Source organism: Streptomyces sp. BBFR25, from assembly GCF_044590125.1.
GTDB lineage: Bacteria > Actinomycetota > Actinomycetes > Streptomycetales > Streptomycetaceae > Streptomyces > Streptomyces canus_D.
Genome location: NZ_CP172447.1, coordinates 7777365 through 7799346, shown reverse-complemented (window position 1 = coordinate 7799346; position 21982 = coordinate 7777365). Strand labels below are relative to the sequence as shown.

Genomic DNA, 21982 nt, shown 5'->3' with positions numbered 1-21982 from the left:
GGACGGGACGGCCCTCACGGCGTCGTGAAAGGTTTCAACTTGGTTGCCGGGGACGTTAGGCAGCGAGGGTATGGCACGTCAATGGGTCCGGGTCGAAAAACTTTCGATCTCCGAAGGTCACGGACGCGTCACGAACAGCCGGGGTGACGAGAAGGGTTGACACCCCTTCGCGGGGCTCATAACTTCGCGTTCTGAATCGTTTCATCCACGGTCGTGCGCACAGCGGACCACGACCCGATGCCACAGGAGTCCCGAAGTGACCGAGCTCGCCGCGGTAAAGGCCGCGCTCAAGACCCAGGCCGTCGAGACGCCGTCGTGGGCGTACGGCAACTCGGGCACCCGCTTCAAGGTGTTCGCCCAGCCCGGTGTCCCGCGCGACCCGTTCGAGAAGCTGGACGACGCGGCGAAGGTGCACGAGTTCACCGGCGCGGCCCCGACCGTGGCCCTGCACATCCCGTGGGACAGGGTCGAGGACTACGCCGCGCTGGCCGCGCACGCCGAGCAGCGGGGCGTACGGATCGGCGCGATCAATTCCAACACCTTCCAGGACGACGACTACAAGCTGGGCAGCATCTGCCACCCGGACGCGGCGGTGCGCAGGAAGGCCGTCGACCACCTGCTGGAGTGCGTCGACATCATGGACGCCACCGGGTCGCGCGACCTGAAGCTGTGGTTCGCCGACGGCACCAACTACCCCGGCCAGGACGACATCCGCTCCCGGCAGGACCGGCTGTCCGAGGGCCTGGCCGAGGTGTACGAGCGGCTCGGCGAGGGGCAGCGGATGCTGCTCGAGTACAAGCTCTTCGAGCCGGCGTTCTACTCGACGGACGTGCCGGACTGGGGCACGGCGTACGCGCACTGTCTGAAGCTGGGCGAGAAGGCGCAGGTGGTGGTCGACACGGGGCACCACGCGCCGGGCACGAACATCGAGTTCATCGTGGCGACGCTGCTGCGGGAGGGGAAGCTCGGCGGTTTCGACTTCAACTCGCGGTTCTACGCCGACGACGACCTGATGGTGGGTGCCGCCGACCCGTTCCAGCTGTTCCGCATCATGTACGAGGTGGTGCGTGGGGGCGGGTTCACCTCCGACGTGGCGTTCATGCTCGACCAGTGCCACAACATCGAGGCGAAGATCCCGGCGATCATCCGGTCGGTGATGAACGTGCAGGAGGCTACGGCGAAGGCGCTGCTGGTCGACGGTTCGGCGCTGGCTGCTGCGCAGGGCTCGGGGGATGTGCTGGAGGCCAACGCCGTGTTGATGGACGCGTACAACACGGACGTGCGTCCGATTCTTCGGGAGGTGCGGGAGGAGTCGGGGTTGGACCCCGAGCCCATGAAGGCGTATCGCTCCTGCGGGTGGGCGGAGAAGGTCGTCGCCGAGCGGGTCGGTGGGCAGCAGGCCGGGTGGGGGGCCTAGTCCGTAAGCGTCTGCCGGGTTTCTGTTGTTCGCGGGCTGCGGGCCGTTCGTGGCTGGTCGCGCAGTTCCCCGCGCCCCTTCCAGGGGCGCTGCTCCTCGCCCTCGTTGAAAAGGACTGCCAAACATGGGTATCCACCCCTCAGCCGCCGCCCTCCTCGCCCGTTCCCATCGGCTCGGTGGCGATCCGCGCAACACCAACTACGCCGGTGGCAACGCGTCCGCCAAGGGCACCGGGACCGATCCCGTCACCGGGGGTGAGGTGGAGCTGATGTGGGTCAAGGGGTCCGGCGGGGATCTCGGGACGCTCACCGAGGCGGGGCTCGCCGTGCTGCGGCTGGACCGGATGCGGGCGCTCAAGGGCGTCTACCCGGGCGTCGAGCGCGAGGACGAGATGGTCGCCGCCTTCGACTACTGCCTGCACGGCAAGGGCGGCGCCGCGCCCTCCATCGACACGGCGATGCACGGGTTGGTCGAGGCCGCCCACGTGGACCATCTGCACCCGGACTCCGGGATCGCGCTGGCCTGCGCGGCGGACGGCGAGAAGCTGACCGCCGAGTGCTTCGGCGACACCGTGGTGTGGGTGCCGTGGCGGCGGCCCGGTTTCCAGCTCGGGCTGGACATCGCGGCCGTCAAGGAGGCCAACCCGCGGGCGATCGGCTGTGTGCTCGGCGGGCACGGCATCACCGCGTGGGGCGACACCTCCGAGGAGTGCGAGCGCAACTCGCTGCACATCATCCGCACCGCCGAGGCCTTCCTCGCCGAGCGCGGCAGGGCCGAGCCGTTCGGTCCGGTGATCGACGGGTACGCGGCGCTGCCCGAGGCCGAGCGGCGGGAGCGGGCGGCGGCGCTGGCGCCGTACGTGCGCGGTCTGGCCTCTCAGGACCGGCCGCAGGTCGGGCACTTCACCGACGCGGACGTGGTGCTGGACTTCCTGGCGCGGGCGGAGCACCCGCGGCTCGCCGCGCTCGGCACCTCCTGCCCGGACCACTTCCTGCGCACGAAGGTGCGGCCACTGGTCCTGGACGTGGCGCCGACCGCGCCGCTGGACGAGGCGGTCGCCCGCCTCAAGGAGCTGCACGCGGCCTACCGCGAGGAGTACGCCGCCTACTACCAGCGGCACGCCGAGCCCGACTCCCCCGCCATGCGCGGCGCCGACCCGGCGATCGTGCTGGTCCCGGGCGTGGGCATGTTCAGCTTCGGCAAGGACAAGCAGACCGCGCGGGTGGCCGGCGAGTTCTACGTCAACGCGATCAACGTGATGCGCGGGGCCGAGGCGGTGTCGTCGTACGCGCCGATCGAGGAGTCGGAGAAGTTCCGCATCGAGTACTGGGCGCTGGAGGAGGCCAAGCTCCGGCGCATGCCGAAGCCGAAGCCGCTGGCCACCCGTGTCGCGCTCGTGACCGGCGCGGGCAGCGGGATCGGGAAGGCGATCGCGCGGCGGCTGGTGGACGAGGGCGCCTGCGTGGTCGTCGCCGACCTGAACGCCGAGAACGCGGCCGCCGTCGCCGAGGAGCTGGGCGGGGACGACAAGGCCGTCGCGGTGGGTGTCGACGTCACCTCCGAGGAGCAGATCGCCGCGGCGTTCGAGGCGGCCGTGCTCGCCTTCGGCGGGATCGACCTGGTGGTCAACAACGCGGGGATCTCCATCTCCAAGCCGCTGCTGGAGACCACGGCGAAGGACTGGGACCTCCAGCACGACATCATGGCCCGCGGCTCCTTCCTCGTCTCGCGCGAGGCGGCCCGCGTGATGACCGCGCAGGAGCTGGGCGGCGACATCGTCTACATCGCGTCGAAGAACGCCGTGTTCGCGGGCCCCAACAACATCGCCTACTCCGCCACCAAGGCCGACCAGGCCCACCAGGTGCGCCTGCTCGCCGCCGAGCTGGGTGAGCACGGCATCCGGGTCAACGGCGTCAACCCCGACGGTGTGGTGCGCGGTTCGGGCATCTTCGCGGGCGGCTGGGGCGCCCAGCGGGCGGCGGTGTACGGGGTGCCGGAGGAGAAGCTGGGCGAGTTCTACGCGCAGCGGACGCTGCTCAAGCGCGAGGTGCTGCCCGAGCACGTCGCGAACGCGGTGTTCGCGCTGACCGGCGGCGACCTGACCCACACCACCGGCCTGCACGTCCCGGTCGACGCCGGTGTCGCCGCCGCGTTCCTGCGATGAGCACCGCCATCGACGCCAGGGCGTACGCCGCGGTCGACCTCGGCGCGTCCAGCGGGCGTGTCATGGTCGGCCGCGTGGGCGCCGACCGGCTGGAGCTGACCGAGGCGCACCGCTTCCCCAACCGGCCCGTCCGCACGCCAGACGGGCTGCGCTGGGACGTCCTCGCGCTGTACGCCGGTGTGCTGGACGGTCTGCGGGCCGCCGGACCGGTGGACTCGGTCGGCGTGGACAGCTGGGCCGTCGACCACGGCCTGCTGGACGCGGACGGGGTGCTCCTGGGCAACCCCGTGCACTACCGCGACACCCGTACCGAGGGCGTCGCGGAGAAGGTGTGGGCCTCACTGCCCCCCGGGGAGCTGTACGCGGCGACGGGCTTGCAGTACGCGCCCTTCAACACCCTGTACCAGCTGGTCGCGGCGCGCGGCACGGCCCAGTTCGCGGCGGCCCGGCGGCTGTTGCTCATCCCCGACCTGCTGACCTACTGGCTGACCGGCGAGCAGGGCACGGAGCTGACCAACGCCTCCACCACCCAGCTGATCGACCCGCGTACCCGGGACTGGTCGCGGGAGGTCGCGGACCGGCTGGGGATCGACCTCGCCTTGTTCGCCCCGCTGCGGCGGCCCGGTGACCCGGCGGGGCGGCTGCGCCCGGAGGTGCTGGAGGAGACGGGGCTGACGGGACCCGTGCCGGTGACGGCGGTCGGTTCGCACGACACCGCCTCCGCGGTGGCCGCCGTACCCGCTTCGGGTGAGCGCTTCGCCTACATCTGCACCGGCACCTGGTCGCTGGCCGGACTCGAACTGACCGCTCCGGTACTGACGGAGGAGAGCCGGGCCGCCAACTTCACCAACGAACTCGGCCTGGACGGCACCGTCCGCTACCTGCGCAACATCATGGGTCTGTGGCTGCTCCAGGAGTGCGTACGGGCCTGGGGCGACCCCGATCTGGGTGAGCTGCTGCGCGCGGCGGCGCGCGTGCCGGCGCTGCGGTCGGTGGTGGACGCGGGTGACGCCGCGTTCCTGGCGCCGGGACGGATGCCGGAGCGGATCGCCGAGGCGTGCCGTGCCTCGGGGCAGCCGGTGCCCCGGACGCCCGCCGAGGTGACCCGGTGCATCCTCGACTCGCTGGCGCTGGCCCACCGCGCGGCCGTCGAACAGGCGCAGCGGCTCGCCGGGCATCCGGTCGACGTCGTGCACGTGGTCGGCGGCGGCACCCGCAACGCGCTGCTGTGCCAGCTGACCGCCGACGCCTGCGGGCTGCCGGTGGTGGCGGGGCCGACGGAGGCGGCAGCACTCGGCAACGTCCTGGTGCAGGCCCGCGCCCACGGGTTGGTCGGCGACCTGGCGGGAATGCGCGGGCTGCTGGTGCGCACCCAGTCGCTGACCCGGTACGAACCGCGCGGCGGCACCGCCCGCTGGCGGGCGGCCGCGGCCCGACTCGCCGACCGGTGAACCGGGGCTCCCGCGCGCCCGATCGGCCGACTAGTCTGCACTCATCATTCATCCGATGATCGAACACGAGGAGCCGCGATGCGTGTCGCACTGTTCCTGACCTGCGTCAACGACACGCTCTATCCGGACACCGGCCGCGCCGTGGTGAGGCTGCTCACCAGACTCGGCGTCGACGTCGATTTCCCGATGGCCCAGACGTGTTGCGGGCAGGCGCACTACAACACCGGCTACCGGCACGAGGCCGAGCCGCTCGCCCGGCACTTCGCCGACGTGTTCGCGGACTACGACGCCGTCGTGACGCCCTCGGGCTCGTGCGGCGCGATGGTGCGGGAACTGTATCCGCGCATGGGTGAGCGGGCGCGGGCGGAGGGGCGCGGGGACACGCTCGCCGCCGTGCTGGCGCCGGTGGTGCCGAAGACGTACGAGCTGACGGAGTTCCTCGTGGACGTGCTGGGGGTGATGGACGTGGGGGCGTACTACCCGCACACGGTGACGTACCACCCGACCTGCCACGGGCTGCGGAGCCTGGGCCTGGGCGAGAGGCCGCGGCGGCTGCTGGAGGCGGTGAAGGGGCTGGAGCTGGTGGAGCTGCCGGGCGCCGAGGAGTGCTGCGGGTTCGGCGGCACCTTCGCCGTGAAGAACTCCGACGTGTCGGCGGCGATGGGCGCGGACAAGGTGCGCAACGCGGAGTCGACCGGCGCGGACGTGTTGTGCGCGGCCGACAACTCCTGCCTGATGCACATCGGCGGGACGATGACGCGGCTGCGCACGGGCATGCGGCCGGTGCACCTCGCGGAGATCCTGGCGAGCACCGAGGAGGTGGCGGCCGGATGAGCGGGACCTTCGTGGGGATGCCGGCCTTCCCCCGGGCGGCGCGGGAGGCGGTGGGCAACACGACGCTGCGCGGCAATCTGCGCCACGCCACCCACACCATCCGCGAGAAGCGGGCTCGCGCGGTGGCGGAGCTGGACGACTGGGCGGCGCTGCGCGAGGCAGGGAAGCAGATCAAGGACCACACGCTGCGCCACCTCGACCGGTACCTGGTGCAGGTCGAGGAGGCGGTCACGGCCGCGGGCGGCACGGTGCACTGGGCCGCCGACGCCGACGAGGCCAACGCGATCGTCACCCGGCTGGTCCGGGAGACCGGCGAGTCGGAGGTCGTCAAGGTCAAGTCGATGGCGACGCAGGAGATCGGTCTGAACGAGGCCTTGGAGGCGGCGGGCATCCACGCCTACGAGACCGATCTCGCCGAGCTGATCGTGCAGTTGGGCAAGGACCGGCCCTCGCACATCCTGGTGCCGGCCATCCACCGCAACCGGGGCGAGATCCGCGACATCTTCCGCTCCGAGATGGGCGAGTGGGGCCGTCCGGCGCCCGAGGGTCTGACGGACACCCCCGCCGAACTCGCGGAGGCGGCCCGGCTGCACCTGCGGGAGAAGTTCCTGCGGGCGAAGGTCGGTGTCTCCGGCGCCAACTTCGTGGTCGCCGAGACCGGCACGCTGGTGGTCGTGGAGTCCGAGGGCAACGGGCGGATGTGCCTGACCCTGCCCGAGACGCTGATCTCGGTCGTCGGCATCGAGAAGATCGTGCCGAGGTGGCAGGACCTGGAGGTCTTCCTGCAGACCCTCCCCCGCTCCTCCACGGCCGAGCGCATGAACCCGTACACCTCCATGTGGACGGGCACCAGGGACGGCCGGGCCGGGGAAGGGGACGGCCCCAGCGCCTTCCACCTGGTCCTGCTGGACAACGGCCGTACCGACACCCTCGCCGACGAGGTCGGCCGCCAGGCGCTGCGCTGCATCCGCTGCTCGGCCTGCCTGAACGTGTGCCCGGTGTACGAGCGGGCCGGCGGCCACGCCTACGGCTCGGTGTACCCGGGCCCGATCGGGGCGATCCTCAGCCCGCAACTGCGGGGCACCGGCAGCGAGATCGACGCCTCGCTGCCGTACGCCTCCTCGCTGTGCGGTGCCTGCTACGAGGTGTGCCCGGTCGCCATCGACATCCCCGAGGTGCTGGTGCACCTGCGGGAGCGGGTGGTGCAGGGCGGTCCGGCCGTCCGGGGCGGCAACCGGGTCGTCCTGAAGCCCGCCAAGGGGCACGCCGCCGAGCGGGCGGCGATGCGGGCGGCGCAGTGGGCGTTCACGCACCCCGGCGCGCTCAGGACCGGGCAGCGGCTGGCCTCGCGCACCCGTCGGCTGCATCCGCGCACGCTGCCCGGTCCCGGCCGGGCGTGGAGCGGCAGCCGGGACCTCCCGGCGGTGCCCGCGGAGCCGTTCCGGGACTGGTGGCAGCGCATGCACGGCGGGAAGGGCGGAGCGAAGTGAGCAGCAGGGAGCGCATCCTGGGCCGGGTACGGCGCGCACTGGCGGACGTGCCGGACGACGCGAGGCCCTACGAGGAGGTCGTCGCCCGGAACTATCTGCGCGAGCACGGGCAGCGGTCCGTCGCGCAGACGGTGGACCTGCTCGCCGAGAACCTGGCGGACTACCGGGCGGTCGTGCACCGCGCGGACGAGGAGGAACTGCCGCTGCTCATCATGCGGTTGCTCGCCCAGCGCGGCCCCCGGTACGTACTGGTGCCGCCGGGCCTGCCGCCCGCGTGGATGTCGGCCGCCGATCCGACGCGCGTGCACGACCGCGCGGTGAGCACACCGCACGAGCTGGACCGGGTGGAGAGCGTCGTGACCGGCTGCGCCGTCGCCGTCGCCGAGACCGGCACGATCGTCCTGGACGGCTCCCCCGACCAGGGGCGGCGGCGCATCACCCTCGTCCCCGACCACCACATCTGTGTCGTGCGGGTCCCCGACCAGGTCGTGTCGTCGGTGCCCGAGGCGCTCGAACGGCTCGACCCGAAGCGGCCGTTGACGTGGATCTCCGGGCCCTCCGCGACCAGCGACATCGAGCTGGACCGCGTCGAGGGGGTGCACGGCCCGCGCACCCTGGAGGTGGTGCTGCTGAGCGGCTCGTAGCGCTGCCGGGGTGTCGCTGAGTACACCCCCGGATACGGGTTCTGCACCCAGTGTGGTCCGGCCGCACTCTCCGTAGCGTCTTCCACGAGGCACCGCACAGGGCGTGCCACACGGAAGGTGATCACGATGTTTCGCTCCGGCGCACGAGGCAATCACGACCCGGGCCCCGCCTCCGAGGCCCTCCGGCTGGTCAAGGTGACCCGGACGTACGGCTCGGCGGAGAACGCCGTGACCGCCCTGGACGGGGTGACGCTGAGCCTGGGGCGCGGCACGTTCACCGCGGTGATGGGGCCGTCCGGCTCGGGCAAGTCCACGCTGCTGCAGTGCGCGGCGGGTCTCGACCGGCCGGACGGCGGCATCGTGTGCGTGGACGGCAAGGAGCTGACGGGTGGCGGCGAGGCGGAGCTGACGAGGTTCCGGCGCGGCCGGGTCGGGTTCGTCTTCCAGCAGTACAACCTGCTGGAGACGCTGACCGTCGCGCAGAACACGGTGCTGCCGCTCAAGCTGGCCGGGCGTCGCGTCGACCGCGGGCGGGCGCGGGAGATCCTGACGTCGGTCGGTCTCGGGGACCGGCTCGGTCACCGTCCCGACCAGCTCTCCGGCGGTCAGCGGCAGCGGGTGGCGATCGCCCGGGCCCTCGTCACCGAACCGCGGGTGATCTTCGCGGACGAGCCGACGGGAGCGCTGGACACGCGCAGCGCCCGGCAGGTGCTGCTGCTGCTCCAGGAGGCGGTGCGGGTGCACGGGCGGACCGTGGTGATGGTGACGCACGACCCGGTCGCCGCCTCGTACGCCGACTCGGTGGTCTTCCTCGCCGACGGCCGGCTGGCGGGGCGGATGGACGCGCCGACCCCGGACGCGGTCGCGGAGCGCCTCGCGCACCTGGGCGACGACGTGCCGGCGGGGGTGTGAGCGATGTTCGTACTGGCTCTTCGGTCGATCCGGCGCCGTCCCGGACGGTTCCTGGCGACGCTGCTGTCCGCCTTCCTGGGGGCGGCGATCATCATGACGTTCAACTCGATGCACGACACGGCCGGGCAGGGCGGTGTCGACCCGGTCAGTTCGGAGACGCTGGGCACGGCGGCGGGGGTCGTCGGCGGGTACGGGACGCTGCTGGTGTTCTTCGCGGTGGCCTCGGCGCTGACGGTCAACGTGCGTCAGCGCACCGCCGAGCTGGAGCTGCTGCGCTGCTCGGGGGCGACCCCGGCGCAGCTCAGGCGGATGGTCGTGGGCGAGGCGGTGGCCGTGGCCGTGGTGGGCTCGGCACTGGCGATCGGCCCGGCGATGCTCGGCGGGCGGGTGCTGCTGGACCTGTTCCAGGACAGCGGCCAGGTGGCGCGGTCCGTGGACTACTCCTTCGGCCCCGTCGCGCTGCTGAGCGGCGTGGCCCTCACCCTGCCGGCGTCGGCGGGCGCCGCGTTCCTGGCGGTACGGCGTCTGACGCGGGGCCGCCGGGAGCGGGCCGGGGCGAAGCGGTTCCTGGCCTGGGCGGCGCTGGCCGTCGGGGCCGCCGGGGCCTGTTCCACCTTCCTGTTCTCCGCGACGGACGAGGCGCTGATGGCGGCGCCGGCCAACGGGGCCATCCTGCTGTCGGCCGGTTTCGCGCTGCTGTCGCCGCGGCTGCTGAAGGGCGTACTGAACCGGCTGCCGCTGAGCGGTGCGAGCGGCTGGCTGGCCGTGCGCAATCTGCGTGAGCGCACGGATCATCTGGCCGGGATCCTCGTGTCGTTGATCATGTTCACCGCCGTGTCGACGGCGACGCTCACCATGCAGGCCGTGGAGAGCGACGCGGTGAAGGCCTCCGGTCTGGTGAAGTCGGTCGACGCCAAGAACCTGGAGACGCTCAACCTCACGGTGGTCGGCATCATCGCGGTGTTCGTCTGCGTGATGCTGGTCAACTCGCTGTACGCGGCGACGACGTACCGCTCGCGGGAGTTCGGTCAGCAGCGGCTGGCGGGGGCGACGCCGGGGCAGGTGCTGGGCGTGGTGGCCGCCGAGGGCGTGATCCTCACGGTGACGGGGGTCTTCTTCGGCACGGTGGCCGCGCTGGCCGGTGTGGTGCCGTTCACGGTGGTCCGCACCGACGCGGTGCTGCCGGACCAGTTCCTCGGGGTGTGGCTCGCGATGGTGGCGGTCTCGGCGGCGGCGACGCTGGGGACGAGCCTGGGCACGGCCCGGCGGGTGCTGCGCACCCCCGCGGTGGGCGCGGTGACACTGGCCGCCTGAGCGGCACGGGAAGGGGGTGGGGGCGACCGCCGTGGCGGTCGCCCCCACCCCCTTCACCGCTGTTGGCCGGACGTCCGGCTAGTCGGCCTTGGCGTACTCCTTCGCCATGCCACCGGCGAAGTCGTACACGACGCACTGTCCGTCGCCGACGACCCAGGCGTCGTGGCCGGGCGAGCAGACGAAGACGTCGCCCGGTCCCACCTCGCTCTCGGTGCCGTCGTCCATGCGGACGTGCATGCGTCCCTCCACCACGTAGCAGTTGTGGTGGATCATGCAGCTGTCGGTGCCGGCGATCGGCGCCACGGACTCCGACCAGCGCCAGCCCGGTTCGAAGGTGGCGACGGCGAAGTCGAGTCCTTCCATGTGCACGGCCTCGATGTGCCCGCGGGGGAAATCGCGCCGCTCGTCCGGCTTGTCGAGCGTCTTTGCCTCCAGCATGACGCTCCTCCTTTCCCTGGCCCCACCTCTCTATCCTCCGCCTGTCAACTCGGCGGCGCCATCCGGGGGACGCGCGTGTCAGCGGGGCGCGCCGCACAGGGCGGCGAAGCGGGCGGCGTCCACGTTGCCCCCGGAGAGGATCACGCCTACGCGGCGGGGCAGGGCGTCGATCCGGCCGTTCAGAAGGGCGGCCAGCGGGGTGGCGCCGCTGGGTTCGAGGACGGTCTTCAGCCGTTCGAAGGCGAACCGCATCGCGTCCCGGATCTCGTCGTCGGAGACCACCACGATCCCGTCGAGCAGCCGCCGGTTGACGGAGAAGGTCAGCTCGCCCGGGGTCGGCAGGGCCTGGCCGTCGGCGATGGTGCGCGGGACCGGCACCGTGACCCGCCGGCCCGCGGCCAGGGAGCGCCTGGTGTCGTCGCCGGCCTCCGGCTCGACGCCGATCACCCGGGTGCCGGGGTGCAGGCCCTTGACCGCGGTGGCGCTCCCGGCGATCAGTCCGCCGCCGCCGACCGGTGCGACCAGGGCGTCCAGCTCTCCCGTCTCCTCGACCAGTTCGAGGGCTGCGGTGCCCTGGCCCGCGATGACGTGCGGGTGCTCGTAGGGCGGGATCAGGGTCAGTCCCCGGTCGGCGGCCAGGGCCTCGGCCAGGGCGACGCGGTCGCCGGTGTAGCGGTCGTAGGTGACGATCTCGGCGCCGTAGCCCGCGGTGGCGTCCCGTTTGGAGGGCGGCGCGTCATCGGGCATGACGATCACCGCGGTGGTGCCCAGTTCGCGGGCGGCCAGGGCGACCGCCTGGGCGTGGTTGCCCGAGGAGTAGGCGGCGATGCCCCGGGCGAGCTGCTCCGGGGTGAGGCGGGAGGCCGCGTTGTAGGCGCCGCGGAACTTGAAGGCGCCGACCCGCTGGAGGTTCTCGCACTTGAGGTGGACCTCGGCGCCGACGAGGGCGTCCAGGGTGCGCGAGCGCAGCACGGGGGTGCGGTGGGCGACGCCCTCGATGCGGGCGGCGGCGGAGCGGACGTCGTCGAGGGTGACCGGCGGGGTGGTGGTCGTCACGGGTGTCCTCAGGGGGTGTCGGCGGCCGGGCCAGGCAGGGCGCGGGCCTGGGAGAGGTAGTGGTAGGCGGAGGCGCGGGAGATGCCGAGCCGGGCGGCGACGTGCTCGACCGAGCGGCGTACGGCGAAGACGCCGCGCCCGTCGAGGTCGCGGAACAGTTCGAGCCGCCGCTCCCGGTCCAGCGCGGCCCAGCTGGTGTCCCGGCGCAGTGGGTGGGCGTCCACGATGGCGTCGACCACGGCGTCGATGTCGTCGCCGAAGGTGGTCGCCGGTACTTCGGGGGTGCGGGCGGTCCCGGCGAGGGCGCCGAGGAGGGCGTGGGCCCGGTCGACGGCGGTGACGTCCAGGTTGACGCACAGGGCGCCGAACACGGCGCCCGTGGAGTCGCGCAGCACCATGGTGGAGGACTTGAGCAGCGTGCCGTCGGCCGTGCAGGTGACGTAGTTCAGCTCGTCGCGGGCCTCGTCGCCGCGGGCCAGTACGCGCATGCCGATCTCGCTCATCGCCCCGCCCACCGTCCGCCCGGTCACCGACCCGGCGACGGCGACGACCGACCGCTCGGGGCGCCGGTAGTCGTGGAGCACCGCCTCGCAGACCGGTCCGAACGTGGCGGCGATCCCGTCGACGACGGGGCGCAGCGCGGCGAGCACGGCGTCGCGTTCGGCGTCCAGTGCCGGTTCACTCATCCGGATCTCCCGTCTGGGACTTCGAGGAGTTTCAGACTACACGTCCAACGTCTGGACAGGTAGTCCAATTCTCTTTCTCGCGCCGCCGCACCGGGGCTCCGCGCCGGAGTGCGCCTCCCCCTCCGGGGTGCGACCGCGGGAGCGCACGGCCCCGAACGGGTATGTCTCCCGCTGCCACGGGGCCGCCGGGTCCGGCACCCCCGCCCGGCACCGCGCACTGCCCGAGTCCCTCGTACGGAGGTCGCTCCCCATGCCCAAGGACGCCAAGTCCCCGAAGAAGCTGCGCGGCAACCGCGCCGCACTCACGCACAAGGTCGGGTACGCGCTGCGCCACCCCGAGCGCGTCGGCCCCTACGTCCGCCGGGCGGGCCGGGACGCGTGGCTGCGGCTCAAGCACCCCGACCACGTCGGCTACTACCGGGCGGTGATGGCTTCCGACACCCGGCGCGACCCGGAGGCCGCGGTCGGCAGCCGGACCCACGACCGCTGGCTGGCGCTCGGGCAGATGCAGTTCGACTACCTGATCGAGCACGGGCTGCGCCCCGGGCACCGCATGCTCGACATCGGCTGCGGCAACCTGCGCGGCGGCTGGCGCTTCATCGACCACCTCGACACGGGCCACTACTACGGCGTCGACATCTCGCCGGACATCCTGATCGCCGCCAAGAAGACGCTGGCCGAGCGCGGACTCCAGGCCAAGCTGCCCCACCTGACCCTGATCGGGGACCTCCGGCTGGAGTTCCTGCCCGACGGCCACTTCGACGTCGTCCACGCGCACAGCGTCTTCTCGCACTCGCCGCCGGACGTCGTCGACGAGTGCCTGGCGCACGTCGGGCGCGTCCTGACGAAGACCGGGTTCTTCGACTTCACCTTCGACCGGACGGAGGCGTCCGAGCACCAGGTGCTCCGCGAGGACTTCTACTACCGCACGGACACGCTGCTCACGCTGGCCGCCCGGCACAATCTGCACGCGCGGTTCATGGAGGACTGGGAGAAGCGGCCGCACGGCCAGTCCAAGATCCGGGTGAGCCGCTCGCCGCTGACCGTGTAGGGCTCCGGTCGCGCCCGCCCAGGGGCCGGACCGTTCGTCCGGCCCCTACGGGCGCGGGTTGACGCGCCGCCAGGCGGGCCGGGCGTCCGCACCCCGGCGGCCGGCCGCGGCGGCGCAGCGGGGGCAGACCCGGCGGACGGCGTCGGCGGCGCCGCCGGACTCGGGCAGCACGTCCGTCCAGCGGACCGCCGCGAACCGGGAGAGCCGCGAGCGGTGGAGGGACAGCCCGCACACGGTCTCGTTCCTGCCCTGCTCCCACGCGTGCACCTCACCGGCGGGCAGCCAGCGGTTGTCGTCCTCGTCCCACCAGCGGCCGGAGGCCGCCACGTCGTAGCGCCGAGTCCTGGCCATGGCTCCCGGGTGCCCCGGAGGGAGCGCGCCCACACGCGCGTACCTCCTCCTGTGTGATCACTCCGCAAGCCCTTCCCGTTTGGGGTGTTTTGTCTGCTTAGCATGCGGGGTCCGCGCATCGCCCCGCTGTACGAGAGGACACCAGATGGCGCCCACGGGCCGTCCCCGCGCACTGGCCGAGCACGCCTTCTCCCCGCACGACGCCGTGATGGGAGCCGCCGCCCGGCACCTCGGCCGCAGGCGCTTCCTCACCGTCACCGCGGCCGCCGCCGCGCTCGCCTTCTCCACCAACCTGCCGGCCCGCGGCGCGGTCGCCGCCCCCGAACGCGCCGCCCGGATCAGCAAGGACCCCTTCACCCTCGGCGTCGCCTCCGGCGATCCGCTGCCGGACTCGGTGCTGCTGTGGACCAGACTGGCGCCCGAACCGTTCCTGGAGGACGGCGGGATGGGCGCGGAGCGGGTCACGGTCGAATGGGAGGTGGCCCTGGACGAGCACTTCGCGGCCGTCCTGTTCCGGGGCACCGCCGACGCCCACGCCGAGTACAACCACAGCGTCCACGTCGACGTGAAGGGCCTGACGCCCGGGACCGTCTACTACTACCGCTTCCGCGCCGGTGCCTGGCTCAGCCCGGCGGGCCGCACCCGCACCGGGCCCGCGGCGGGCAGCACCACCTCGTCGCTGAAGCTCGCGGCGGTCGCCTGCCAGGCCTACATGGACGGCTACTACACCGTGCTCCGCCACGTCGCCCAGGACGACGTGGACGTGGTGTTCCACCTCGGCGACTACCTGTACGAGTACGCGGTGAACTCCGAGGGCGGTGAGCGCCGCTACACCGACGTCACCCTGCCCGACGTGTTCAACCGAGAGACGATGACCCTCGCGGACTACCGGCTGCGCTACTCGCTCTACAAGAGCGACGAGGACCTGCGGGCCGCGCACGCCGCGCACCCGTTCGTCGTCGCCTGGGACGACCACGAGACCGAGAACAACTACGCGGGCGACACCCCCGAGAACGACATCCCGCCCTCGGAGTTCCTGCTGCGCCGGGCCGCCGCCTACCGCGCGTACTGGGAGAACCAGCCGCTGCGCGCCGCCCAGCTGCCGCAGGGCCCGGACGCCCGGCTGTACCGCCGGCTGCACTGGGGCACGCTCGCCCAGTTCGACATCCTGGACACCCGCCAGTACCGCTCCGACCAGGCCTACGACGACCGGCCGCACGCTCCCGGGGCCGAGTCGGACGACCCGGCGCGCACCATCACCGGCGCCGAGCAGGAGCAGTGGCTGCTGGACGGCTGGAAGGGCTCGACCGCGCTGTGGAACGTGATGCCCCAGCAGGTGTGCTTCTCCCAGCGCAAGTTCGACGTGACCGCCGACGCCGCGCTCTCCATGGACGCCTGGGACGGCTACCGCGCCTCGCGCGACCGGGTGGTCGCCGGGGCGAAGGCCGCCGGGGTCGACAACTGGCTGATCCTCACCGGGGACGTGCACGTGGGCTACGCCCTCGACGTCAAGGAGGACTTCGACGACCCGGCGTCCGCCACCGTCGCCACCGAGGTCACCTGCACCTCGGTGGCCAGCGGCCGGGACGGCGTGGAGAAGCCCGCCAACTGGGACCTGTACATGCAGGCCAACCCGCACATGAAGTTCTACAACGGCAAGCGCGGTTACGTCCGGGCCGAACTCGGCCGCCAGGCCACCCACCTCGACTTCAGGACGGTCTCCGCCATCAGCACGCCCGGCGCCGCCGTGACCACGGCCGCGTCCTTCGTCACCGAGGCGGGTGAACCGGGCCTCAAGCCCGCCTGATCCGGGCCCGCCCGGCGGCAGGGCGTCCGCGTACTGCACATGGCACCCCCGGCGTCCCCCATAGCGCGAAACAGACCGGGGTCGGGCATCGCCGCCGCTCTGCGCGGCAAGGCCTGTGACTTCGCCGCAGGCGCACCGTGATCCACGGTCGCCCACCGAACACCGCTGTCTCGCACAGCGCCCGAAGGAGGCACATCGCATGGTCGGCAGACATGCCGCGCGCAGCCGCCGCGCAGCCCTCACCGCGCTCGGCGCCCTGGTCCTGACCGCACTCCCCGCGGCCGCGTCGGCCGCACCGCCCCCCGTTCCCGGGCCGCGGCCCGCCGTGGCCGAGGCGCCCGCCGCCACCGCGCCGGCGCGCATGCTGAGCGCGATGGAGCGCGACCTGAAGCTGGCGCCCGGCCAGGCGGCGACCCGACTGGTCAACGAGGCGGAGGCGGGCACCCGCGCGGGCATGCTGCGCAACACGCTGGGCGACCGCTTCGCCGGGGCCTGGGTGAGCGGCGCGACCTCCGCCGAGCTGACCGTGGCCACCACCGACGCCGCCGACACCGCGGCCATCGAGGCGCAGGGCGCCGAGGCGGCCGTCGTCGGCAGGAACCTCGCCGAGCTGCGCGCGGTCAAGGAGAAGCTGGACGCGGCCGCGGTCCGCACCCGGACCCGGCAGACGCCGGTCTGGTCCGTCGACGTGCGGGCCAACCGGGTGACGGTGCAGGCCACCAGCCAGTCGGCCGCGGCCGCCTTCGTCGAGGCCGCCGGTGTGCCCGCCGAGGACGTGGGCGTCCGCGTCTCGCCGGACCAGCCGCGCGTGCTGGCTGACCTGGTCGGCGGCGACGCCTACTACATCAACGACCAGGCCCGCTGCTCCATCGGGTTCTCCGTCACCAAGGACGACCAGCAGGGCTTCGCCACGGCCGGGCACTGCGGCGACCCGGGCGCCACCACCACCGGGTCCAACGAGGCCGACCAGGGCACCTTCCAGGCCTCCACGTTCCCGGGCAAGGACATGGCCTGGGTGGGCGTCAACTCCGAATGGACCGCGACGCCGGACGTCAAGGCGCAGGACGGCGAGAAGATCCAGGTCGCCGGGTCGGTGGAGGCGCTGGTGGGCGCGTCGGTGTGCCGCTCCGGCTCGACCACCGGATGGCACTGCGGCACGATCCAGCAGCACGACACGAGTGTCACCTACCCGGAGGGCACCGTGAACGGGCTGACCGAGACGACGGTGTGCGCCGAACCCGGCGACTCCGGCGGCCCCTTCGTCTCCGGCACGCAGGCCCAGGGCACCACGTCCGGCGGCTCCGGCGACTGCACCAACGGCGGGACCACCTTCTACCAGCCGGTCAATCCGCTGCTCAGCGACTTCGGCCTCACCCTGAAGACCACCTCCGCCGCGACCGAGACGCCCGCGCCGCAGGACAACGCGGCGGCGGACGCCTGGGCAGCGGGCCGGGTCTACGAGGTCGGCACCACCGTGTCCTTCGACGGTGTGCGGTACCGGTGCCTGCAGGGGCACCAGGCGCAGGGCGCCGGGTCACCGGCGAGCACGCCGGCCCTGTGGCAGCGGGTCTGACGGACCGTACGCCCGGCGCGGGGTCGCTCGACGCGGCCCCGCGCCGGCCCGTGTACCGGCGCGCTATCCCTCGGCGAGGAGCGCGTACGCCGTGGCGATGAACGGGTCCCGGGCACGGAACCGCCGGGTGCACACGGCGGCCAGGGCGGTGTCGGTGTCGGGCCGGAAGCCCAGGAACGCCTGCTGCCCCAGGGTGGCGCCGCTGTGGAAGTACAGGGGCCCGCCGTCCGTGGGATGCCGGAACCAGCCCACCGTGTGCACGTGCCGGTGCCCCCACCCCCGGCGCAGCACCGGCACCCGCACCGCCCGCAGCGCGCCGGCCGCCGGTGAGCGGGCCGGGTCGAGGTGGGCCTCCAGGAAGGTGAGCAGGTCGCCGGGGGTGGACCGGACGGCTCCGGCCGCCTGGAAGCCGCCCGCGTCGAAGGGCGGGACGGGGGTGCGGCCGTCCTTGCGGTGTCCCACGGCGTCGGTCTCGGGGCCCTGGGCCCGCAGGGCCGTTCCGCTGAGGCCGAGGGCGGGCAGGACCTGGCCGGTGATCAGGTCCTCCCACGCCGTGCCGGTGGTCGCGGCGATCGCGTGACCGAGGACGGAGACGCCGTAGTTGGAGTAGTGCCAGCGGGTTCCGGGGCGGTGCTTCGGCTCGTGGCGCAGGAAGGTGCCGGTCAGCCGGTCGGCGGGGTAGCGGGCGTAGGGGTTGGTGCGCCAGGCGGGCAGGCCCCGGCGCACGAAGCCGGGCGGCAGGGCGGGCAGCCCCGCGGTATGGGTGATCAGGTGCGCCAGCGTCACGGGGTGCGGGCCGACGGTCCGGCCGGGGTCCAGGCAGGTGGCCGCCGCCTCGCCGCCGGTGAGCACGCCGCGCCGGATCAGACGCGTGAGCAGCAGCGCGGTGAACGTCTTGGACGCCGACCCGATCTCGTAGCGCAGCGCCTCGCGGGGGACGCCGGGCGGCGGGGCGGTGCCGCCGCCGTACAGGGTGCGTCGGCCGCGCCGGGAGACGGCGAAGACGACATCGGGTGCGTCGGCGGCGTCCACGGCCTCGGCCAGCCGCTCGCGCAGCGCCGCCGCGTCGGCACCGTCGGCCGGTGCGGGCTCCGACGGGGCGTACTCCACGGACTCCTCGGTGGCGGGTTCGCCCGGCCAGGGCGTGCGGCGGCCCGTCACGACGCGGAGTGCGCCAGCTCGGTGAGGGCGCGGGAGGTGGCCAGCAGGGAGGCGAAGGCGGCGACCAGCGTCGGGTGGTAGACCACGTCGAAGACCGTGTCGGGGTCGCCCTCGGGCATCGTGCGTACGGCGGGCATGGCGCCGTCGGGCTGCTGCGCGGCCGCGAAGCCCTGCCAGGCGGCCTCGTCGAGGGTGGGCCGGGGCAGGCAGGCGTCCACGACGAGGAGTTCGCCGAGCAGGTCCCAGCGTTGGAGGTCCAGCCAGTCGTCGATCCACACCGGGAGCCAGGTGGCGAGGTAGTCGGCGACGTCGGGCGGCAGGCCGCCGGGGTTCTCGCCCCAGTCGGTGAGGTGGAAGACGGTGTGGGTGACGTCGTAGGCGGTGTGGCCCTCGACCGTCCACGGCTCGGGGGTGCCCGCCAGCCAGGTGGCGGCGACCAGGTCGGCCTCGGGCGGTCGGGCGGGCAGGCCGAAGCGGCGCTGGAAGGCGGACAGGCCCAGGCGCCGGGTCGGGGTCACCGGGAACCGCGACCAGCTGTCCAGCCGGTGGTTGAGGACCGTGGCGCGTTCGATCTCGGGCTGGCTGTAGCCCAGCTCCTTGAACGGCAGGTACACCTCGAAGGGGACGGGCGAGAAGGGCTCGACGCGCTGGCCGCGCACCAGCATGCTGCCGCCGTCCAGGGTCTCGCGCCAGGTGTGGTCGAGCAGTTGGCGCGCGAGCTGGGACTGGCGGGATCCTGCGACGCCCTCGCGGAAGAGCACCGTGCAGATGAGGGCGAGTTCGCCGATCGGCTTGAAGCGTTCCAGGAATCCGATCTCGGGGTCCACGTCCGGTTCGAGGCGGAAGCCGTCCCGGTGGGCCCACAGCCACTCCAGGGCACCGGCTCCGACGCGGTGGATCAGGCGGGTGTCCGTCATCCCGGCGCTCCTTGTCCGGCGTGTCGCGCCACGTCTCGCGCCGCCTGCCGCACGTGCGGCGGGCGCGCGGTGGCCGCCGTGGCGAGTGCCGCCGCGAACGCGGCCATCAGGGTGGAGTGGTAGCAGTCGGCGAAGTCGTAGGGGTCCGGTCCCGGGTCCGGTCCGGCGGCGTCCTGGGCGGCACCTTCCTCGGGGATCGCGCCGGAGGCGGCCTGGGCGGCGGCGACCCGCTGCCAGGCGTCCTCCATGACGGCCGGTTCCGGCGGGCGCGGCAGGCTCGCCGCGACGGCGAGCAGTTCGCAGCTCAGGTCCCACATCCGGGCGTCCAGGCAGGTGTCGAGCCAGGGCGGCAGCCAGTGCAGGAGGTAGTCCGCCAGGTCCGCCGGCACGCCCTGGGCCGTCCGTCCCCAGTCGGTGAGGTGGAAGACGACGTGGGTGAGCGCGTAACCGGCCGCGCGTTCGAAGGTCCACGGTTCCGGCAGGCCGCCCAGCCAGGTGCGGCCCAGCGCCTGCGGCACGTCCCCGTGCGGGTCGATGCCGCTGCGCCGCTCGGCCTCCAGCACGCCGAGGCGGCGGGTGGGGTACTGCTCGGTGAGCCGCCAGCCGCGGGTGCGGGTAAGCACCGCGGCGGACGCCTCGTAGCCGGGGTGTCGCAGTCCGGCCGAGGCGAAGGCCGCGTAGACCTCCAGCGGGTAGGTGGCGAAGGGCTCCAGCGACTGCATGAGCGGGAAGAGTTCGCCCCGGTGGGTCTGCTGCCAGGCGAAGTCCAGCAGTTCGGACACGCGGGTGTGCAGCGGGTCCCCGGGCGGGGTGCAGCGGGAGACGGAGGCGCAGACCTGGGTGAGTTCGCCCAGGGGCTTCCAGGTCCGGTTGACCTGGCCGTCGGCCGCCAGCGCGTCGTCGCCGAGCGCGAAGCGGTCGCGGTGGGTCCACACCCACTCCAGTGCGGCCGCCTCGACGTCGCGGACGCTCACAGCAGCACTCCGGCCGGCATCAGCCGCGCCGCCTCCAGTTGCAGGGCCACCCGCGGGTCGGAACCGCCCATCAGGCGTACGAAGTCCAGTCCGGCCTCCAGGCCAAGGGTGTCCGGCACCCCGTCCAGGAGGGTGAGCCAGCGTCCGGCTCCGGCCGCCTGCTGCCAGTCGCGGCGGCGCACCGCCCGTACGAATCCGCGAGCCACGTCCACCGGACGGCCGCGGGCCACGCGGGTCACGGCGCACTCCTCGCCGGGCAGCGCGAGCGGGGCGAGGACGGCGAGCTGGTGGGTCAGGAACTGCCAGCCGGCGCCGTCGAGCCAGCGGGCGTCGGGTTCGGCGTCCGGCCCGTCGGCGGGCGGCGCGGTCAGGGGTTGTTCGGTCCGGCGCAGGGCGCGGGTCATGGCCCAGTGGCTCCACACGACGGTGGGTGCCGCGTCGTCGCGCGGCGGATGGGCCGCCACGGCGTCCTTGAACACGGCCAGTTGCGCGGGGTCGGGCGGGACGCGCAGCAGGACGCTGGGCAACAGGGTGTCGGCGCCCAGGACGCGTACGGCCGCGCGGGCGACGCCCTCACCGGCGCCGCCTCCCGTCAGGGTGCTCCCCGCTCGCACGTGGTCTCCGCTCCGAAGAGCGGAGACCACGTCGGAAGCGAGGTCAAGCACCGTTCCCTGCAGGAGGGCCGATGTGCTCGACTGCTCCATCAGATTCTCCCGTCGGTCCGTCAGCCCTTCTTCGGGCGCGGGGTCGGCGGCGAGAGCAGGAGGCTGGTGCCTCCGGACTGCAGGGCGAGCGCGGCGCACTCGCGGCTGTCGCGGAAGACTCCGTCGGGCTCGGCGGGGTCGAGTGCCGCGTCGATGTCGATGTTCTCGGTGTAGGTGACTTCCTCGAGCACCTTGTCCTTGGAAGGCATTTCACCATCTCCCTCTGGTAGCCAAATGGCCTTCACAACCAAGGGTGTCCGGTAAGTCCCAGAACATGCCTTTCTTCACAAAATTCTCGGAAGGTAACTCGTTCAACAAAACTCACACGCGCCGCAGGCGCCACACGTGGTCCTCGCGGAAACCCTCGACACCGTCGGGCGAGACGCTCGGCCGACGAGCGGTCCGGCGGGTCTCGACGTCCCACTCCCCCTCGGGCAGGGCGAGTTCGGCGAGGACACCGTCCAGGGTGGGGAAGACGGCGTCGAACGGCGGTTCGGTCTGCCAGGAGGGCCAGCCGGCGTGCAGGACGAGCAGCAGGGTGCCGCCCGGCGCCACGGCCCGTGCGGCGGCCCGCAGCACCGCCTGCTGGTCGAGCTCGACCGGGGACTGCAGGTAGTGGGCGCTCACCAGGTCGAAGGTGCCCTCGGGGAACGAGGGTCCCAGCTCGTGGCGTTCCCAGGCGACGCGGTCGCCGACCCCGGCCTCGGCGGCGTGCCCGGCGGCGCGTTCGAGGGCGGTGGCGGAGATGTCGACGCCGGTGACCCGCCAGCCGCGCGAGGCGAGCCACACGGCGTCCGCCCCTTCGCCGCAGCCGAGGTCGAGCGCGCTACCGGGCGCGAGGTCGCCCGCTTCCTGGACCAGCAGTTCGTTGGGGCGGCCGCTCCACACGCGGCCGGTGTCGCGGTAGCGGGCTTCCCAGAACTCCGCGGCGGGAGCCGGCGCGGGGGTGTCGGTCATGGTGCCTCCTGGGGCGGGCGCGGTCATCTGCTCGGCGGGGCGCGCGAGAACCACGCGCCCCGAGTGCAGGCTGCCCCGTCC

At 73.2% G+C, this 21982-nt stretch carries 21 protein-coding genes; 11 read left to right on the top strand and 10 right to left on the bottom strand.

The features are described from left to right. Window positions 1–256 precede the first annotated feature (256 nt). The 8 genes from rhaI (at window position 257) to ACGH52_RS34865 (ending at window position 10226) form a co-directional block, all read left to right on the top strand. On the top strand, window positions 257–1417 hold the full coding sequence (gene rhaI / locus ACGH52_RS34900; RefSeq protein WP_210976924.1) for an L-rhamnose isomerase: 1161 nt from the start codon (window positions 257–259) through the stop codon (window positions 1415–1417). A gap of 124 nt (window positions 1418–1541) precedes the next feature. Then, the gene (locus ACGH52_RS34895) at window positions 1542–3581 is read left to right on the top strand and encodes a bifunctional aldolase/short-chain dehydrogenase (RefSeq protein WP_399945262.1); all 2040 of its coding nucleotides are present in this window, start codon (window positions 1542–1544) and stop codon (window positions 3579–3581) included. Continuing rightward, window positions 3578–5032 (top strand): rhamnulokinase family protein, encoded by a 1455-nt coding sequence (locus ACGH52_RS34890; RefSeq protein WP_399945260.1) that lies wholly within the window; start codon window positions 3578–3580, stop codon window positions 5030–5032. Before ACGH52_RS34895 ends, ACGH52_RS34890 begins: the two co-directional genes overlap by 4 nt. A gap of 78 nt (window positions 5033–5110) precedes the next feature. Then, a complete protein-coding gene (locus ACGH52_RS34885) occupies window positions 5111–5866 on the top strand; it encodes a (Fe-S)-binding protein (protein ID WP_399945257.1) in 756 nt (251 codons plus the stop codon). Then, window positions 5863–7356 carry a LutB/LldF family L-lactate oxidation iron-sulfur protein gene (locus tag ACGH52_RS34880; protein WP_399945254.1) on the top strand — a complete coding sequence of 498 codons (1494 nt, stop codon included), beginning with the start codon at window positions 5863–5865 and terminating at the stop codon, window positions 7354–7356. The genes ACGH52_RS34885 and ACGH52_RS34880 overlap by 4 nt, the downstream gene beginning before the upstream one ends. Continuing rightward, entirely contained in the window at window positions 7353–8000 is a 648-nt protein-coding gene (locus tag ACGH52_RS34875) for an LUD domain-containing protein (protein WP_076972859.1), read from the top strand. The genes ACGH52_RS34880 and ACGH52_RS34875 overlap by 4 nt, the downstream gene beginning before the upstream one ends. Before the next feature lie 126 nt (window positions 8001–8126). Beyond that, entirely contained in the window at window positions 8127–8912 is a 786-nt protein-coding gene (locus ACGH52_RS34870; RefSeq protein ID WP_171987002.1) for an ABC transporter ATP-binding protein, read from the top strand. A gap of 3 nt (window positions 8913–8915) precedes the next feature. Further along, window positions 8916–10226 carry an FtsX-like permease family protein gene (locus tag ACGH52_RS34865; RefSeq protein WP_210976918.1) on the top strand — a complete coding sequence of 437 codons (1311 nt, stop codon included), beginning with the start codon at window positions 8916–8918 and terminating at the stop codon, window positions 10224–10226. 78 nt (window positions 10227–10304) lie between these two features. On the opposite strand, the gene ACGH52_RS34860 is transcribed toward ACGH52_RS34865, so the two are convergent. From ACGH52_RS34860 to ACGH52_RS34850, 3 genes are all read right to left on the bottom strand, one after another. After that, complete coding sequence (locus tag ACGH52_RS34860; protein ID WP_061440886.1) at window positions 10305–10664, bottom strand: cupin domain-containing protein; 360 nt, start codon at window positions 10662–10664, stop codon at window positions 10305–10307. Window positions 10665–10742: 78 nt separating this feature from the next. Next, window positions 10743–11720, bottom strand: a complete 978-nt coding sequence (locus ACGH52_RS34855) for a pyridoxal-phosphate dependent enzyme (RefSeq protein ID WP_399945249.1) — start codon at window positions 11718–11720, stop codon at window positions 10743–10745. An 8-nt stretch (window positions 11721–11728) separates the two neighbouring features. After that, a complete protein-coding gene (locus ACGH52_RS34850) occupies window positions 11729–12406 on the bottom strand; it encodes a transcriptional regulator (RefSeq protein ID WP_399945246.1) in 678 nt (225 codons plus the stop codon). 250 nt (window positions 12407–12656) lie between these two features. Here ACGH52_RS34850 and ACGH52_RS34845 point away from each other — a divergent pair, with 250 nt between their 5' ends. Further along, window positions 12657–13457 (top strand): class I SAM-dependent methyltransferase, encoded by an 801-nt coding sequence (locus tag ACGH52_RS34845; protein ID WP_210977086.1) that lies wholly within the window; start codon window positions 12657–12659, stop codon window positions 13455–13457. Between the two features lie 45 nt (window positions 13458–13502). Here ACGH52_RS34845 and ACGH52_RS34840 read toward each other — a convergent pair whose 3' ends face one another. After that, window positions 13503–13808 (bottom strand): hypothetical protein, encoded by a 306-nt coding sequence (locus tag ACGH52_RS34840; protein WP_059296863.1) that lies wholly within the window; start codon window positions 13806–13808, stop codon window positions 13503–13505. Between the two features lie 145 nt (window positions 13809–13953). Here ACGH52_RS34840 and ACGH52_RS34835 point away from each other — a divergent pair, with 145 nt between their 5' ends. Further along, a complete protein-coding gene (locus ACGH52_RS34835; RefSeq protein WP_399945243.1) occupies window positions 13954–15615 on the top strand; it encodes an alkaline phosphatase D family protein in 1662 nt (553 codons plus the stop codon). A gap of 199 nt (window positions 15616–15814) precedes the next feature. Beyond that, window positions 15815–17188 (top strand): trypsin-like serine protease, encoded by a 1374-nt coding sequence (locus ACGH52_RS34830; protein ID WP_399945240.1) that lies wholly within the window; start codon window positions 15815–15817, stop codon window positions 17186–17188. Between the two features lie 63 nt (window positions 17189–17251). On the opposite strand, the gene ACGH52_RS34825 is transcribed toward ACGH52_RS34830, so the two are convergent. The 6 genes from ACGH52_RS34825 to ACGH52_RS34800 all read right to left on the bottom strand — a co-directional run bounded on the left by ACGH52_RS34825 (window position 17252) and on the right by ACGH52_RS34800 (window position 21901). Then, entirely contained in the window at window positions 17252–18349 is a 1098-nt protein-coding gene (locus ACGH52_RS34825; RefSeq protein ID WP_399945237.1) for a serine hydrolase domain-containing protein, read from the bottom strand. After that, window positions 18346–19266, bottom strand: coding sequence for a DUF6895 family protein (locus ACGH52_RS34820; RefSeq protein ID WP_121704038.1), 921 nt, complete (start codon window positions 19264–19266; stop codon window positions 18346–18348). Before ACGH52_RS34820 ends, ACGH52_RS34825 begins: the two co-directional genes overlap by 4 nt. Continuing rightward, window positions 19263–20240, bottom strand: a complete 978-nt coding sequence (locus ACGH52_RS34815) for a DUF6895 family protein (protein WP_121704037.1) — start codon at window positions 20238–20240, stop codon at window positions 19263–19265. The genes ACGH52_RS34820 and ACGH52_RS34815 overlap by 4 nt, the downstream gene beginning before the upstream one ends. Next, window positions 20237–20944: a hypothetical protein gene (locus ACGH52_RS34810; protein WP_076972870.1), complete on the bottom strand. Its 708-nt coding sequence runs from the start codon at window positions 20942–20944 to the stop codon at window positions 20237–20239. The genes ACGH52_RS34815 and ACGH52_RS34810 overlap by 4 nt, the downstream gene beginning before the upstream one ends. A gap of 20 nt (window positions 20945–20964) precedes the next feature. Further along, a complete protein-coding gene (locus tag ACGH52_RS34805; RefSeq protein ID WP_059296870.1) occupies window positions 20965–21153 on the bottom strand; it encodes a hypothetical protein in 189 nt (62 codons plus the stop codon). Window positions 21154–21265: 112 nt separating this feature from the next. Next, on the bottom strand, window positions 21266–21901 hold the full coding sequence (locus ACGH52_RS34800; protein WP_361462782.1) for a class I SAM-dependent methyltransferase: 636 nt from the start codon (window positions 21899–21901) through the stop codon (window positions 21266–21268). Between the last annotated feature and the right edge of the window lie 81 nt (window positions 21902–21982).

What these genes read in the sequence shown, in the direction of transcription:
- ACGH52_RS34895 (WP_399945262.1), top strand. Translation starts at nt 1,542, where the DNA reads ATGGGTATCCACCCCTCAGCCGCCGCCCTCCTCGCCCGTTCCCATCGG.
- ACGH52_RS34890 (WP_399945260.1), top strand. Translation starts at nt 3,578, where the DNA reads ATGAGCACCGCCATCGACGCCAGGGCGTACGCCGCGGTCGACCTCGGC.
- ACGH52_RS34885 (WP_399945257.1), top strand. Translation starts at nt 5,111, where the DNA reads ATGCGTGTCGCACTGTTCCTGACCTGCGTCAACGACACGCTCTATCCG.
- ACGH52_RS34880 (WP_399945254.1), top strand. Translation starts at nt 5,863, where the DNA reads ATGAGCGGGACCTTCGTGGGGATGCCGGCCTTCCCCCGGGCGGCGCGG.
- ACGH52_RS34870 (WP_171987002.1), top strand. Translation starts at nt 8,127, where the DNA reads ATGTTTCGCTCCGGCGCACGAGGCAATCACGACCCGGGCCCCGCCTCC.
- ACGH52_RS34865 (WP_210976918.1), top strand. Translation starts at nt 8,916, where the DNA reads ATGTTCGTACTGGCTCTTCGGTCGATCCGGCGCCGTCCCGGACGGTTC.
- ACGH52_RS34860 (WP_061440886.1), bottom strand. Translation starts at nt 10,664, where the DNA reads ATGCTGGAGGCAAAGACGCTCGACAAGCCGGACGAGCGGCGCGATTTC.
- ACGH52_RS34850 (WP_399945246.1), bottom strand. Translation starts at nt 12,406, where the DNA reads ATGAGTGAACCGGCACTGGACGCCGAACGCGACGCCGTGCTCGCCGCG.
- ACGH52_RS34845 (WP_210977086.1), top strand. Translation starts at nt 12,657, where the DNA reads ATGCCCAAGGACGCCAAGTCCCCGAAGAAGCTGCGCGGCAACCGCGCC.
- ACGH52_RS34840 (WP_059296863.1), bottom strand. Translation starts at nt 13,808, where the DNA reads ATGGCCAGGACTCGGCGCTACGACGTGGCGGCCTCCGGCCGCTGGTGG.
- ACGH52_RS34835 (WP_399945243.1), top strand. Translation starts at nt 13,954, where the DNA reads ATGGCGCCCACGGGCCGTCCCCGCGCACTGGCCGAGCACGCCTTCTCC.
- ACGH52_RS34830 (WP_399945240.1), top strand. Translation starts at nt 15,815, where the DNA reads ATGGTCGGCAGACATGCCGCGCGCAGCCGCCGCGCAGCCCTCACCGCG.
- ACGH52_RS34820 (WP_121704038.1), bottom strand. Translation starts at nt 19,266, where the DNA reads ATGACGGACACCCGCCTGATCCACCGCGTCGGAGCCGGTGCCCTGGAG.
- ACGH52_RS34810 (WP_076972870.1), bottom strand. Translation starts at nt 20,944, where the DNA reads ATGGAGCAGTCGAGCACATCGGCCCTCCTGCAGGGAACGGTGCTTGAC.
- ACGH52_RS34805 (WP_059296870.1), bottom strand. Translation starts at nt 21,153, where the DNA reads ATGCCTTCCAAGGACAAGGTGCTCGAGGAAGTCACCTACACCGAGAAC.
- ACGH52_RS34800 (WP_361462782.1), bottom strand. Translation starts at nt 21,901, where the DNA reads ATGACCGACACCCCCGCGCCGGCTCCCGCCGCGGAGTTCTGGGAAGCC.